This window comes from Psychrobacter sp. GP33, assembly GCF_014119005.1.
Classification (GTDB): domain Bacteria; phylum Pseudomonadota; class Gammaproteobacteria; order Pseudomonadales; family Moraxellaceae; genus Psychrobacter.
This window is the reverse complement of sequence record NZ_JACGYX010000001.1, coordinates 135,204-149,323: the sequence shown is the minus strand read 5'-3', so window position 1 is coordinate 149,323 and position 14,120 is coordinate 135,204. Positions and strand designations below refer to the sequence as shown.

Genomic DNA, 14,120 nt, shown 5'->3' with positions numbered 1-14,120 from the left:
TAGAGATGATGAATTATTTATTTAGATTAATCATTACTGTTAATAGCGATGTTTAATAGTGAAGCGTATTAATTAGATTGAATACTTAATCAAATTAATCCTTTTATCCAGTCATTATACCTAACTATTGGTCTACCTAATCACTGGACTATTAATAGCCTGTGCCCAGCATTTACGATGACAGCGTAGGCAAGACTCGTTAGGCTTTATAATATATGCAGTCTGACCACAGTACATACATGCGTAGCAATCATCCACTTGGACTTCAGTGACCGCTTGATACGACTTAGGGAATAGGGGCAAACCGTACCGCACATTTTCAGGTGCGAATAATAAGATACTGAACTCGCCATCGGTTTCTAATAAGCCTACCCGAACTTGACCTAAATGCTCAATACCTTGCTGGCGCATTTCAGCAAAAAACTCATCGTGCGACATTTTTTCTTCTTCAATTTTTTCAAGCACCAATACTCCATCTTCAACAATATACAGCGATTTACCTTCTAAAAAATTTTCAAATGGCTGGAATTTCATGGTAAGCCATGTACAGAAACGGTACATCCCAATGATTAAACTCATAATCAGCACCGCCTGAATCAGCGGTAAATCTTCAGTAAACATAGGGTCACCAGCAATAGAGCCGAGTGATAAAATAATCGTTAACTCAAAGATAGACAGTTGACGAATACCACGTTTGCCAGTAAAGCGCAAAAACATGATGATCATAAAAAACATCACGGTAACTCGAATGACTATTTCAGCAGCAAAAGACCATGTGGTGTCATGAATAAAAATACTGCTCAAATCCATCAAATTTTTCCTTGTGTACAGTTGAACATTATCGATATCTATTTTAGTAATGATTTCTTGGCACTGGTTTTGGTAATAGTATAATGCTTAGTAAGGCTAGGAACATTTAAACAATATTTGTTAGCGTGATATCGCTCGGCTGAGACTAGCAATCAGGGTGACCATAACCATTCCTAAAACCATTAAAATCGCAGCCATAATATGCGCTGTGTCATAATTCAGTGCTTCTACCTGCTCATAAATGGCAATAGAGATAACCTTTGTCTCACCGGAGATACTACCGCCAATCATTAACACAACGCCAAACTCACCAATGGTATGTGCAAAGCTAATCAAGCTGCCTAAAACAATACCAACACGCGCGTGCGGCAGCGCTACGGTCAAAAAGCGCCGAAAGCCGTTCGGCTCTAGTAAATGGGCTACTTCCAGCACGCTTTTCGGAATACGCAAAAACTGCGCATAGACTGGCTGCACATAAAACGGTAATGAATAAATAATGGAGCCAATAACCAGCCCTTCAAAGGTAAAAATCAAGGAACTGATATGATGTGTCGCCAGCCATTGCCCAAAAGATGACGTTGGACTTAGCAGCAATAGCAGATAAAAACCAATAACGGTCGGTGGCAGCACCAACGGCATGGCAATAATGCCTATTAATAAGATTTTGATACGTGCAATTATAGAGTGGCGACTGGGTTTTGCCAGCCAATATGCTAACGGTGTTGCCAATAGCAGCAGGCATAATGTTGTAATACCAGCGAGCTTAATACTGACCCAAAACGGTGTTAGCATTGTCATGACAAGAGACTGAGTGACCATAGCATTACTGTGTGCTCAGAGTGATTAACCCTAGCCTTTCTCATATGATGTTTAATAAACTCTGTATTTTAACAAACTCTATAAAGAACATATATCACCAACGCTATTATAGCGTTATGGTTCAACCGCTAAATAACCTGCCTTTGCAAAGTATGCTTGACCGGCAGCAGAGCGCAGGTAATCGGTAAAGACTGTCGCGGTAACAGCATTAGACAAGACAATACCGTCTTGCAAAATTGCTGGATACGTATCTGCTGGTAAAATATAAAACTGCTCAGGAGTGGCTTTAATCGCGGTAACTTGAGACTGGGCGACAAAACCGTAATCAACATTGCCTGTATGCGCATACTGAAAGGCTTGTCCGATATTTTCCGCCTGTATGATACGCTTTTGGGAATTTAGAGCATCATAGATATTTTTTGCTTGTAAATAGGCTTTTGCTGACGCGCCATAAGGGGCGAGCTCCGGACTGGCAATGGTAATTTTACTGTCTTTTTGAGTGGTAAGTAGCTCTGTTAGTCGAGTAGGATTCAGTCCAGACATAGATTTAGTAGTACTATAAATTGAAAGTTGACCTTGAGTATAAGTAAAAGGCTGATGGGCGGACACTGTTGCCGGACGCTCCTTCACCCATTTTTCTGGAAACTCTTGATTGGCAGACAAGAAAATATCATAAGGCGCACCCGATTTAATTTGCGCGTACAGCTTGCCAGAAGACGCATAGCTGACTTCGATATTCTGTGCAGGCAAATTGTTATCGGTTTTATAGCCTTCGATAATATCTGGCAGTACATCTGCTAAATTGGCAGCGGCGGCAATACGTATGGTTTCTATTTGCGCAGTATCATCATTAGAGACACTTTGCTCAGCAGCCGTTAACTTATCTTGGTTACAAGCAGAAATGGCAAAGATAGTAAAGACGGACAAAATAGTGGCTAATACCGGCTTTGATAGCATGGTAACCCGTTGCATAAAATTCAAATGGACGTCCCTATTTAATGTATTGTTACTCATAGCTACCTTATTTATGCATTATTTATAAGTGATGACGGATGCTTATTATATTATTATTTAACTATTAGCCATTATTTCTTAGCCATTTAGAAGATTCATCTCCGTAATATTCTTGTTTCCAAACCGGAATATCCGCTTTGATAGTATCTAGTAACCAGCGGCAGGCATCAAAAGCAGGATAACGATGCGCAGAGACAACCCCAATCCACACTGCGATATCACCTATCTCTAACGCTCCAATACGGTGAATGGCGACAGCATGGGTAATGTCGAATTTCTGCTTGGCTTCTTCGATGATCTGCCGACCTTGATTAATGGCTAATGCTTCATAGCCATAATAGCTTAAGCGCTCGACACTAGTGGCATTATTATGATTGCGTACTCGCCCCTCGAAGCTCACAAACGCCCCGCAGCTGTCATTATCGAGCATTTCTCTAAGCTTACGTTCATCAATGGCAACATCTAATAAGGCAAAGCCATCGCGCTCAGCAAGCGCATATGCCTCATCAATACCACGGTTAATGCGCATTGATTGCCTATGTACGTCCGTATCTTGCACTTCTTTGTTTGGACTATTTACGCTGTTTTCCATGATTAACCGCCTGCTACAGGAACGATAAAGACCACTTGATCACCATCATTAATGATTTCTGTCCATTTAACGAAATAATCATTTACTGCCACCCGTAATTCTGACTGTGGACGACTAAAATGGTGGCGTGCATTTAGATGTTCGTATAGTTCATTTAATGACGTTGACTGCGAGATACTGACTTTTTCTTCATGACAATTGGCTTCATCTGCTAAATCTGCAAAATATAAAACCGTAATATCTTTTGTGATGGTCTTTTGTTTATCGTTAACGTTCATGCTTATCTCCTGTCACTGTCCTTTATTATGAAATAACCCTTAATCTAAAGGCGAGTGATAACCTGACTTACCACCTGTTTTGGTAATCAGATGCATATTATCAATAACGATATCATGCGATAAGGCTTTGGTCATATCATAAATGGTCAAACACGCGATGCTTACGGCAGTCAGCGCTTCCATCTCAACGCCGGTTTTATGCGTTACTTTGACAGTAGCATTCACAATAATCGCCTGCGCACCATCATCATAATCAAAGGTTAAACCAATTTTATCCAGTGGCAATGGGTGACATAACGGAATCAAATCATGGGTACGTTTTGCCGCCATAATACCGGCAATGTGTGCCGTTTGGGTAATACTGCCCTTTTTGGTCATGCCATCTGCCGCTTTAATCTGTGCATAAATTGCCGCTGGAAAACGTACTTGACCTGTGGCATGTGCCTCTCTTGTGGTTACTGTTTTGCCACTCACGTCAACCATACTGACATCGCCATTGCTATCTAAATGGGATAAAACAGGTGTTAATCCAGTAGGTATATTTTGGTCAGCATTAGCAGTCATTGGCAAACTCTCATTATTTTATTAACAGCATAATCTATAGTTGATACAACACCGTACAGGCGCGCTTAAATTCGTCAGGCGTATTAAAATTGGCTAAGTGCTGCCACATTTTTGGAATGGGTACCGTGTGCTTAATAGGTTCAATAAATCGCATCACCCTTCGCTCGCCTTGGTCAATATACGCCCGTAATTCTGGCTCAATATCTAATCGATAAAGTCCTAATAACGGATGTAAATGGGCATCGTCTACCAAACAAATCACAGACTTATCAGCTACGTGAGCGATAAAAGGCTGCAAATGTTGCCAAAGCTCGCTAGCAGGAATTAAGCTATCACAGCTTATTACCAGTAGCCATGACTTGGCTTCTAGCTTAGAAGAATCGGTGGACTTAGCCGAGCTTAGCGCTAACGTTTGTAATGCCGACTCGATGGCTACTAAAGCACCGCCAGTATCATGTACCTTATATGCATTTGTAGAGTCACAATCAGCAATATGAAAAATGGGCAACTTAGGATTGCTGCCAAGTAAGTCACCATCAACGATAAAACCGCGACCATTATCGGCAATCATAATCGGCACATTTAACTTAATACTCTGCCGAACATGATAATCTAACAAAGTTTCATCAGTTGGCAATATCAATTGGGCTTTAGATGAGCCCATACGCTTGGACGCGCCACCTGCTAAAATGACGACTCCCGCCAAAACTGCAACTTCAGATAAACGATTTGCGTTATCTTGGCTATTTAGAGTATCAGTCATGACTGGGATTAGCGCGCATAAAATGCGGTACAAAATTGCACGGACGCGTACGGCTATCAAACTGATCTTTTAATATGTCTTCCCAGCCGGTTCGGCACGCTCCCGTCGAACCCGGTAGACAAAATATCCCGGTACTGTTTGCCATGCCAGCAACCGCGCGCGATTGAATCGTTGACATACCGATATCGTCTTTTGAAATCAAACGGAACATTTCGCCAAAACCATCAATGGATTTATCAAATAGCACGCTCACTGCCTCGGGCATACTGTCTCTGATAAAAAACCCCGTGCCACCAGTGGTAATCACGGCATGTACGTTTGGATCAGCAATCCAGCCACTAACCACGGCACGAATCTGATAAATGTCATCGCTAATGATTTTTCGGTCTGCTAAATGGTGTCCCGCTGCCGTCAAACTGTCTGCTAAATACTGCCCTGACGTATCTTGATCTAAGGTTCGGCTATCGGACACGCACAGTACGGCAATATTGAGCGGAATAAATGCTGCAATGGGCTTAGACATGGGTTTTCCTTAACGAAAATAAAATAGTTCAAATTTTTAATAAAAGATAGGACACAAAAGAAACGCTAACCGCCAATAATAGATAAATTGTGCATGATACCGCTATTTTCCTCATGCAAATGATGATGCTCAGGTTTAACCGGCATAAAGCTTTGTAGTGCCGTGACCAGACCATTGACATCATTTTGGCGTAAATGATGGCGAATATCATAATTACCTTGGTCAAATAAGCACAAATGCACCTTACCCAAGCTACTGACTCGCAAGCGATTACAGTTGTCACAAAAGTGCGCGGCATATGGGGCAATCATACCAATTCGTCCCAAATAATCCGGATGGCTATATTCCACTGCTGGACCATCGGCATGACCGCGTGCGTTGGTCTGCCAGCCATGCGCCAATAAATAATCGGTAATGGTATCCGCTTGAGCATGCTGGGCAAAAAACAAATCACTATTATCACTGGTTTGCATAAATTCAATAAAACGATAGGTCACCGGACGCGTCTTAACATAACTCATAGCATCTAAAAGATTCTGAAATGCCGTTTCTGCCATTAAAACGCCGTTTATTTTTAATTTAATATCTGTCGTTTCTAATAATGTATCCATATCCGCCAATAGTTGCGGCAACATATCAAAGCCGGTCATTTTATAAAAAGTAGCCGCATCAAAGCTGTCCATACTGATATTTAGCTGATTAAGCCCTGCATTTTGCCAAGCCGCCAAATGCTTACCTAGCTTATATCCGTTACTGGTCATTGCTACCGTTTTAATACCAGCCGTATTTTTAATGGTCTCAATAATATCAACCACATCACGACGAATAGACGGCTCACCACCGGTAATACGTACCTTTTCAGTACCGACTTGGGCAAAACCGCGTATCAAAGTAGCAATCTCAGCCACACTCAGCTCATCATCAGGACGCTTGCCCTGATAACCATTCGGTAGACAATATTCACAGCGGAAATTACAAAAGTCAGTAATCGATAACCGTAAATACGTCAGCTGACGTGAAAAACCATCTACTAATGGCTGATGATGACCGACAATTTTGGCAGCATTGTCAGCCCTAATATCATTATTAAGTTCGGTCGTGTCAGTGGCCTTATTAGCGTGATGGGTCATAACAGATTACCATTCATAAAAGCTGTTTAATAAAAGCGGTTCAATATAAGGTTGAAAGCTCACTTTTAATTATAACAACTTTACCGTGACGCACACGGCATATTGCCAATCGTCACCATAATGCAACATCGTTATCCTACTATTAGCGCCTAATTCATATTTATAAAAGCATGCTGTCACTCTTGTCTATGGTTGTTACTTTTAGCTATGGTTGTTAGTAACAGTTACGACCAAGGAAATGGCTGTACCATGACTGTCTCGCCAGCAGATATATTACCTGCGTCCTGCGCGAGCACTATCAAGCAATTGGCTTGACTGAGCTGTTTAATGCGATGTGACTGCTGTTTGGATAAGCTGGTTACGGCAAACGACCCATCGGCATTTTGCGTTAATATAGCGCGCTGAAAATCTTTACGACCGGCAGCTTTTTTGATATCGGCACTTAGCGTTGCCTGTACGGTTAGCATCATCGGCATATCATTACTGTTTACGCCAGAGAGTTGCCACAGCGCCGGAGTAACCAGCTGCAAAGCACCCACAACCGTAGACAACGGATTGCCTGGTAAGCCAAAATACAGTACCGGTTTATTAACACTTTTATTTAATTCTCCAAAAACAAACGGCTTACCCGGTTTCATCGCCACTTTATAATGATTGATTTGTCCTAATTGCTCAATGACAGTGGTCAAAAAATCGTAATCTCCAACCGACACGCCAGCGGTAGAAATCAGCACATCGCAGTCATGCATAGCGTCAGTCACAGCGGCAACGGTCGCCTCCAAACTATCCGGAATAATGCCATAGTCGCGTAGGACAATAGGCAAGTCGGACAACATACTTTTAAGCGTGGGCGTATTGGAATTATAAATTTGGGCTAAATGGGTTAATGGCTCGCCTAACGCCACCAATTCATCGCCAGTGGCTAATAAGCCGACGATAAGCGGCTGATAAACATCAACATTAGCAACCCCTAAATTAGCAAGCAAACTGATATCAGCCGGATTCAAGCGTTTGCCTGCGCTTAAAACCACCTCACTCTGTTCAATTTCTTCACCTTTTTTACGAATATGCGTATCAATGGTTGCCGCTTCCGTTAAAGTTATCGCGTACGGCTTAGACTTATCCAACGTCTCTTTGATCGCTAAAAAGTTGGTGTTTTCTTGCATGATGACTGTATCACAAGCATTCGGGACAACCGCACCAGTAAAAATACGTACGCCCTGACCCTCTTGCAAACTTCCGAGAAAAGGCGTACCTGCTTGCGACTCACCGATAATCTCAATCGTATTACCTTTATTTAATGCACTTCCCATTGCTAATGCATAACCATCCATCGCCGATAAATTGTTTCTCGGTACAGCAAATGGCGAGACAATATCTTGCGCTAAAATATGCTGCTGACTGTCTAAAAGTGCAATCGATTGTACAACTCTGTCAGCAACCGGAAAATCAAACTCATTGTAACGCTGGATACGCGTTTTGACTGCATGCTGCAGCTGTTCAAGGGAAATCATAAAGGAATACTCTTTATTAATCTTAGATAAGAAGAATTTATCATAAGATAATGGTTATTTATTTTAAATGCTTATTTTTTCAATAAAAATCTAGCAAAAGTCTAAGACACAATATTTTGCCACACATGCTAAGACAAAACGCATGTCTTGACAATAGTTAATAGAATAGCGATACTCTGCTCGAATCCTACAAGCCAATGCTTTTATTTAACGCCTTATATTTTCAGGTATTTTTACAGTATTTAATGTATAAGGTCTTGTGAATAGGTATAATACGAATCATTCAATAGTCATTAATTAAGACAATAAATCAAACAAAAGACTACTATTTTTATAAAGGAAATCATTATGGAAGGGAATTTAACCGATTTTGATAAAGAGATGATTGAAAAATCTATCGAACTCGCTATTGCTAATGTAGAAAAAGGCGGCGAACCATTTGGCGCAGTATTGACCCAAAATGGCGAGATTATCACCGAAGCCGTCAACGAAGCCTATATTCATAATGACCCGACCGCGCACGCTGAAATGCAAGCCATACGCCAAGCGGGCGAAACCTTAAGCAAGCCACACGATGCCACAATTACCATGTACGCCAGCGGCAAACCGTGCGGTATGTGTATGGCTGCCATGTTACAAGTAAAAATAGACCGTATCGTCTTTGCGGCTGATGATGCGCTAGGTGATGTTTACGGTTGGGGCACCGCACCACTGTACGAAAAACTCAAACAAGACTTTGGACAACAAGGCGCAGAAGTCATCAACTACCCTCACCCAAATAGTAAAGATGCCTTTGATGCCTATGCAAAAAAGCATAACGCAGTATAAATTAATGTTATTAAAGGCTGATTCATATAATAGCGATGCTGCAGCGTAAATAAAAAACCCTTACTGATTTTAATAAGGGTTTTTTCTAAATGAAAAGCGATTGAAGGTTAATAGATAATAGAATGCACTCGTCATCAAAGTTAAATGTGTTTTTCTGCCATTCTAATGGCTAATTGCAACAAGTCATCAGCTACTTTATCAGATAACGGTGTCATTCTAGTTACTGCATCTTGTGCTAACACTGTCTCTATCTGTTCTTGCTCAGATAGCAATAGAGAGTTTTTCTCATTATTAATATACTCTTGCATGAGTTTTCCTAGCATCATTGACGTAGTGTAGCCATGATGCTCAACCACTTGTTTAAACTCGTCTGCCAACGCCTGATCGCAGCGAATATGAATGGATATCTGTTTTAATGAATTCATTATTATTTGACCTCCTCTTTAGTAAAATCAAATTTTTATGATAATAATATCTTTATCATTATCTTTTTTATAGAAAGTTGATTAGGAAATTATTTATTACTAATTTTTTAATTTAAGCGTTATGACTTTAAGTATTTTTATATACCTTTATATATATAAACCTAGCCTCTCTACTCTAGCAGTTGTCGTCCATTTTACAACCGATTGCACTTACTAATATTTTAATAAATTATTATATATATTGTATTTTCATTTCAAAACTATCGTTTAAATTTTTCGTTGATAGTTATCGAAATATAATTATGCTATATATAAAATTATAACAATCTACATCTTACATCTATCATCTATCATCTATCATCTATCACAACACTATATTTAATATAAAATATCTAATTGATAAATTTCAATAAAAATATTTTTAGATAAAATTGTATAAAAAATCCATCACTATTTATTAAGGGAAAGTAATGAAAAAACTAAAGGCCGCTATTATTCTAGACAGTCTAAAAATAGCAGAGTGGCAGAAACTAGCTTTAGAAGAAGCATCTGATTTATTAGATATAAAAATTATTCTAAACTGTAAGAATACAAATATTCCAAAAAAAATAATAAAGAACTCTCTATATTATTCTTTAAATCTACTTACTTTAAGAAATAAGCTATCTAAAAAGTCTAATTATAAATTATCCACTGAAGAAATATTAAATTTTAAATCTAATCTGATATCAAGTCGACAGTGCATTCCTACAGAAATTTCTAATAAAATTGTAGAAAGCAATATTGATGTCATTATAAAATTTGGCATGTCTTTTATTAAAATAGATGATAGCTTAAAAAATATCCCTATCTTATCTTTTCATCATGGAGATCCTTCTAAATATAGAGGTAGACCAGCTGGTTTTTATGAGCTTTTAGGTAACGCTGATAAATCAGGAATAATCGTTCAAAGAATAACAAATCAATTAGATGTAGGTCATGTATTAGCTTTTGCTGAATCTAAATTAACCCATTATTCATATAAGAGAACTTCAGAAAATTTTTACAAGCAATCGCAATTTTTATTAAGAAAAGCATTATTGAATCTTAAAAAAAATAATCTATTAGAAATGAAAACAAATGGTAAAGATTATCATTTGCCGAGTAATAGCACTGTATTAAAGTTCTCAACGCTTCTTTTTAAGAAAAGAGTAGATAATATTATTTATGGTACTTTTTTTGAGAAAAGATGGAAAGTAGGTACGCTTAATTTTAATTTAGATTTGAGAGGGGATAATATTATTAATGCTTCCTCAATTAGTGATATTCCCATCAAAGATAATTATAATTTTTATGCCGATCCTTTTTTCTCTTTGGATGGATCGAAGATAAGGTTAGAGGCTCTTGGGAACAAGAGTGGATTAGGTGATATTATTGAAATTGACGTCGAAGATAATGATAAGCATAAGGTACTATTAACTGGTAAACATTATTCCTACCCCTTCTCTTTCTTATTGAATGGAGAAGAGCAGTTATTACCTGAAGTCGCCTCTCACTCGTCACAAAAATTTTTTAATTTATCTGATAAAAAGAAAAACCTGATTTTCATTAAAAAACTGGAAGACAAACGCATACTTGATGCCACATTATTTTTTCACGATAACGTCTGGTATTTATTTTTTGGTGAACTTGAATCAGCCAGCTCAAAATTAAATCTATGGGTTTCAGACACAGTAAATGGAGAGTTCGAAGAACATCCAAGTAGTCCAATATGTATTTCACCTTCATCAGCAAGGATGGCTGGGCGCATTCTTGTGACTGAAGAGGGAATATTTAGATTCGGGCAAAACAACAATAGAGCTTATGGCGCAGCTATTACCATCTCTGAAATAACTGAATTGAGTAAAGAGTCTTATGATGAGAAAATATGCGGAACTGTAAAGATAGATGACTGTTATGGACCTCACAGTATTGATATAAATAAAGAAAAAGGCTTGGTACTAATCGATTATTATACAGATGAATTTTCTGCATTTGCAGGGGTTAGACGAGCTAAGGCTAAGTTTGCGGAAAAGTAGAGCCTCTATTTTTTCACGATTGTATATAAAAAAGCAGCCTTTAGAATAGACATCTAAAGGCTGCTTTTTAATTATTAAACATGATATATATATATAGTTCTACATTATAAAGTTTATTACTTTTCACCGCACTGACAGCATTTTGAACTTCTATCGCATTTATCGCAGGTTGACGGGCAGCTACAGCCACATTTTGGGCAAGTACAACTAGAGTTATAATGGATTGAGCGTGCTAATAGGTTTGATATAGTCTGAAAAGTCGTTTTCATAAAACTCCTTTTTTATGATAGATAGCTCATCATGTCAGACCAAAATAAATCGTTCAGTTATGTTATTGTCAGTTTAATAGATGATTGGGTTAACCATAGTTAAGGTCATTCACTAAATACTACCATGTTTTTGATCGTATAAACTTAGCTTAAATTCTGTGCATAACTATGTTTTCTTTCTATCACGTGGCTTTTATTGTAGATAACCTTTTATAGGAACGATATCAGGTGGCAGCTCGCTTTCTCCCAAGGCTTCTAATAGATTGATTTCGATGGTACGCGATATTGTCGTCAGTGGTAAATGGTTAGCCGCTACGCCAAAAGGATCGGTTATCTCTTCACTGAGCGCATCAAGACCGAAAAAAGTATAGGCAATGACGCCACAGATTAAAGGCGTAACCCAGCCCAAAGAAGTTGCTAAGCCAAAGGGCAACATAAAGCAATACAGATAAGTGGTGCGATGTACCAATAGGATATATGCAAATGGTAGAGGCGTACCATGAATGCGCTCGCAGGCCGCTAAGACTATCGTCATAGACGTCATGCGTTCATCCATATTTTGTATCATTAGATCTGAGGTCAACTGCTGACGGCGACAGTAACTGAGCTGCTTACCCATCAGTCGCAGTATGTATTCAGGGAGATTTCGCGCTTGGCGCATGCTATCATGATATTGAGCATCCACAAAGCGATCCACGTCCTCCCACGGCGACGACCCCCGAAGGCGATGACGCAATGCATGGGTAAAAGCAATATTAAGGTGAATGATACGCCGCTGTGTATCTCGTCCAGTCTCAGCTTCCTCATCTATAAATGAGAGCACTTGCCGCGTTAAGCTACGCGAATCAAACACTAACTGCCCCCACAAACACCGACCCTCCCACCAGCGTTGATAACTGGCATTATTGCGAAAACCCAGAAACAACGATAACGCGATACCTAATAAGGTAAAAGGCGCAGTACTATAAGAGCTAAAATAGCTTGGAATCCAGTGCTGAACCGCTGATATTAAGGCGCTCAGCAAGGTAATGAGCAAAACTTGGGGATAAATGTGGGGAATTACAGAGCCGCGCAGGGTAAAAAGTATTTTGAATGCATTTGGTGTCTGCCGGATTATCATGAGAGCTTCCTAGCGGGGTTTGATGAGCGCAGTGCTAAAGGTACGAAGTAAGTCGAATATAGGAGTAAAGAAGAGGATGTTAAAAGCTGAATAACCACTGCATAGCGATAGCTTGCAAAGTCAGTAGCCTTTAATGTTAACAGATTTTTGCGTTCTCAGCTTTTAGCGAGATAATATATCATTAACCACTTTTAGAATAAAGATGAGTATGAGCAAGTTAGTCAATAAGTGGCAAATTATTCGCAAGCAAAACGCCACCTCAATACTTTGACGTGACGCTTGTTATAAAAGACACTTGTTATAAAAACAGTATTTGCCCTACCTTGTTATTTCTATTGCGTAACCTCTAAATCATCGGCATAAGCAAATAAAGCGGGTGCACCGCCAGTATGCCAAAATAATACACTGTCCGTTTTCTTGATTTTTCTGGAACGAATCATATCTATTAATCCACCCATCGCTCTGCCCGTATAAACAGGATCGACTAAGATGCCCTCAGTTTGCGCAGTCATGGCAATGGCTTCATTTTCTAATGCGCCAATCACTCCATAGCCTTCGCCAACATAATCCGAGTTAAGAATTAAATCGGACGCTGAAAAGCTATGATTTTCACCGATTAACGTTGCCGTACTATTCGCCAACGCCACGATATATTGATCAAAAGGTACTTTATCCGTTTCCCCTTTATCAATATTGATACCCACGATCTGATAAGCGGTGTTAAAGATTTTATTGCCAAGCATTAACCCCGCGTGTGTGCCTCCAGAACTAGAAGCAAAAATGATATGGGTGAATGATACGTTCATACTTTGACGTTGCGATTCCATTTCGCGAAATGCTTCTACAAAACCTAAAGCACCGTGCTCATTCGAGCCACCATACGGGACAACATAGGGCTTTTTACCTTGTTGTTTTAATTGTTCAACGATTTTGGGAATGTCTTCGCCTTTACGGTTACTGCCTGCCCAGTGAATGTGACAGCCAAAAATTTTATCCAATAATAGATTGCCATTTACATGTTCAGGCTCTTGTCCGCCTAACACCAAATGACATTCTAGTCCTAAACTCGCGGCTGCAGCGGCGGTTTGGCGACAATGATTGGATTGCGCTGCACCTGCCGTAATAATGGTATCAGCACCTTTGGCAATAGCATCGCCAATAATAAACTCCAGCTTTCTGGTTTTATTACCGCCCAATGCAAGTCCAGTATTGTCATCCCGTTTCATAAAAATCTTTGGACCACCAAGCTTTTGACTTAATTTAGTCAGCTCAATTAACGGCGTTGGGAAAAACCCTAATGGCTCTCTTGGCTGGTCTGCATAGTTAATATCTGCATTGTTCATAAGTTATCCATTTCAATATGAGGGTAAGTGACGGAGATATTTGCATTATATCTGACCTTAATAACACTGTA

15 protein-coding genes are annotated in these 14,120 nt (G+C 39.4%); 2 read left to right on the top strand and 13 right to left on the bottom strand.

Annotated elements, in window-relative coordinates; translation table 11 throughout:
* Nucleotides 1-132 precede the first annotated feature (132 nt).
* The 10 genes from H2245_RS00650 to glp form a co-directional block, all read right to left on the bottom strand.
* On the bottom strand, nucleotides 133-810 hold the full coding sequence (locus H2245_RS00650) for a DUF421 domain-containing protein (RefSeq protein ID WP_182405094.1): 678 nt from the start codon (nucleotides 808-810) through the stop codon (nucleotides 133-135).
* A gap of 120 nt (nucleotides 811-930) precedes the next feature.
* Nucleotides 931-1,629: a molybdate ABC transporter permease subunit gene (gene modB / locus H2245_RS00645; protein WP_182405093.1), complete on the bottom strand. Its 699-nt coding sequence runs from the start codon at nucleotides 1,627-1,629 to the stop codon at nucleotides 931-933.
* Nucleotides 1,630-1,743: 114 nt separating this feature from the next.
* A complete protein-coding gene (gene modA / locus H2245_RS00640) occupies nucleotides 1,744-2,601 on the bottom strand; it encodes a molybdate ABC transporter substrate-binding protein (RefSeq protein ID WP_259365044.1) in 858 nt (285 codons plus the stop codon).
* A gap of 106 nt (nucleotides 2,602-2,707) precedes the next feature.
* The gene (locus H2245_RS00635) at nucleotides 2,708-3,172 is read right to left on the bottom strand and encodes a molybdopterin synthase catalytic subunit (protein ID WP_404944642.1); all 465 of its coding nucleotides are present in this window, start codon (nucleotides 3,170-3,172) and stop codon (nucleotides 2,708-2,710) included.
* 65 nt (nucleotides 3,173-3,237) lie between these two features.
* A complete protein-coding gene (locus tag H2245_RS00630) occupies nucleotides 3,238-3,513 on the bottom strand; it encodes a MoaD/ThiS family protein (protein WP_182405091.1) in 276 nt (91 codons plus the stop codon).
* Nucleotides 3,514-3,552: 39 nt separating this feature from the next.
* Nucleotides 3,553-4,077 (bottom strand): cyclic pyranopterin monophosphate synthase MoaC, encoded by a 525-nt coding sequence (moaC, locus tag H2245_RS00625; RefSeq protein ID WP_182405090.1) that lies wholly within the window; start codon nucleotides 4,075-4,077, stop codon nucleotides 3,553-3,555.
* Nucleotides 4,078-4,111: 34 nt separating this feature from the next.
* Nucleotides 4,112-4,840: a molybdenum cofactor guanylyltransferase gene (locus H2245_RS00620; protein ID WP_182405089.1), complete on the bottom strand. Its 729-nt coding sequence runs from the start codon at nucleotides 4,838-4,840 to the stop codon at nucleotides 4,112-4,114.
* Nucleotides 4,833-5,363, bottom strand: a complete 531-nt coding sequence (gene moaB, locus H2245_RS00615) for a molybdenum cofactor biosynthesis protein B (protein ID WP_182405088.1) — start codon at nucleotides 5,361-5,363, stop codon at nucleotides 4,833-4,835. The genes H2245_RS00620 and moaB overlap by 8 nt, the downstream gene beginning before the upstream one ends.
* 65 nt (nucleotides 5,364-5,428) lie before the next feature.
* Entirely contained in the window at nucleotides 5,429-6,493 is a 1,065-nt protein-coding gene (gene moaA / locus H2245_RS00610) for a GTP 3',8-cyclase MoaA (RefSeq protein ID WP_182405087.1), read from the bottom strand.
* A 224-nt stretch (nucleotides 6,494-6,717) separates the two neighbouring features.
* Nucleotides 6,718-8,007, bottom strand: a complete 1,290-nt coding sequence (gene glp / locus H2245_RS00605; protein WP_182405086.1) for a gephyrin-like molybdotransferase Glp — start codon at nucleotides 8,005-8,007, stop codon at nucleotides 6,718-6,720.
* Between the two features lie 348 nt (nucleotides 8,008-8,355).
* Between glp and H2245_RS00600 the strand changes: the two genes are divergently transcribed.
* Entirely contained in the window at nucleotides 8,356-8,835 is a 480-nt protein-coding gene (locus H2245_RS00600) for a nucleoside deaminase (protein WP_182405085.1), read from the top strand.
* Between the two features lie 140 nt (nucleotides 8,836-8,975).
* On the opposite strand, the gene H2245_RS00595 is transcribed toward H2245_RS00600, so the two are convergent.
* Nucleotides 8,976-9,260: a hypothetical protein gene (locus tag H2245_RS00595; RefSeq protein WP_182405084.1), complete on the bottom strand. Its 285-nt coding sequence runs from the start codon at nucleotides 9,258-9,260 to the stop codon at nucleotides 8,976-8,978.
* A gap of 470 nt (nucleotides 9,261-9,730) precedes the next feature.
* Here H2245_RS00595 and H2245_RS00590 point away from each other — a divergent pair, with 470 nt between their 5' ends.
* The gene (locus H2245_RS00590; RefSeq protein WP_182405083.1) at nucleotides 9,731-11,317 is read left to right on the top strand and encodes a hypothetical protein; all 1,587 of its coding nucleotides are present in this window, start codon (nucleotides 9,731-9,733) and stop codon (nucleotides 11,315-11,317) included.
* Nucleotides 11,318-11,779: 462 nt separating this feature from the next.
* Here H2245_RS00590 and H2245_RS00585 read toward each other — a convergent pair whose 3' ends face one another.
* Nucleotides 11,780-12,706, bottom strand: a complete 927-nt coding sequence (locus H2245_RS00585; protein WP_182405082.1) for a bestrophin family protein — start codon at nucleotides 12,704-12,706, stop codon at nucleotides 11,780-11,782.
* Nucleotides 12,707-13,038: 332 nt separating this feature from the next.
* A complete protein-coding gene (locus H2245_RS00580; RefSeq protein WP_182405081.1) occupies nucleotides 13,039-14,049 on the bottom strand; it encodes a D-cysteine desulfhydrase family protein in 1,011 nt (336 codons plus the stop codon).
* Nucleotides 14,050-14,120 lie beyond the last annotated feature (71 nt).

Excerpts from the sequence above, each read along its gene's own strand:
- moaC (WP_182405090.1), bottom strand. The coding sequence starts at position 4,077 with ATGACTGCTAATGCTGACCAAAATATACCTACTGGATTAACACCTGTT.
- H2245_RS00580 (WP_182405081.1), bottom strand. The coding sequence starts at position 14,049 with ATGAACAATGCAGATATTAACTATGCAGACCAGCCAAGAGAGCCATTA.
- glp (WP_182405086.1), bottom strand. The coding sequence starts at position 8,007 with ATGATTTCCCTTGAACAGCTGCAGCATGCAGTCAAAACGCGTATCCAG.
- modA (WP_259365044.1), bottom strand. The coding sequence starts at position 2,601 with ATGCAACGGGTTACCATGCTATCAAAGCCGGTATTAGCCACTATTTTG.
- H2245_RS00635 (WP_404944642.1), bottom strand. The coding sequence starts at position 3,172 with ATGCGCATTAACCGTGGTATTGATGAGGCATATGCGCTTGCTGAGCGC.
- H2245_RS00585 (WP_182405082.1), bottom strand. The coding sequence starts at position 12,706 with ATGATAATCCGGCAGACACCAAATGCATTCAAAATACTTTTTACCCTG.
- H2245_RS00650 (WP_182405094.1), bottom strand. The coding sequence starts at position 810 with ATGGATTTGAGCAGTATTTTTATTCATGACACCACATGGTCTTTTGCT.
- H2245_RS00595 (WP_182405084.1), bottom strand. The coding sequence starts at position 9,260 with ATGAATTCATTAAAACAGATATCCATTCATATTCGCTGCGATCAGGCG.
- H2245_RS00630 (WP_182405091.1), bottom strand. The coding sequence starts at position 3,513 with ATGAACGTTAACGATAAACAAAAGACCATCACAAAAGATATTACGGTT.
- moaA (WP_182405087.1), bottom strand. The coding sequence starts at position 6,493 with ATGACCCATCACGCTAATAAGGCCACTGACACGACCGAACTTAATAAT.
- H2245_RS00590 (WP_182405083.1), top strand. The coding sequence starts at position 9,731 with ATGAAAAAACTAAAGGCCGCTATTATTCTAGACAGTCTAAAAATAGCA.
- moaB (WP_182405088.1), bottom strand. The coding sequence starts at position 5,363 with ATGTCTAAGCCCATTGCAGCATTTATTCCGCTCAATATTGCCGTACTG.
- modB (WP_182405093.1), bottom strand. The coding sequence starts at position 1,629 with ATGGTCACTCAGTCTCTTGTCATGACAATGCTAACACCGTTTTGGGTC.
- H2245_RS00600 (WP_182405085.1), top strand. The coding sequence starts at position 8,356 with ATGGAAGGGAATTTAACCGATTTTGATAAAGAGATGATTGAAAAATCT.
- H2245_RS00620 (WP_182405089.1), bottom strand. The coding sequence starts at position 4,840 with ATGACTGATACTCTAAATAGCCAAGATAACGCAAATCGTTTATCTGAA.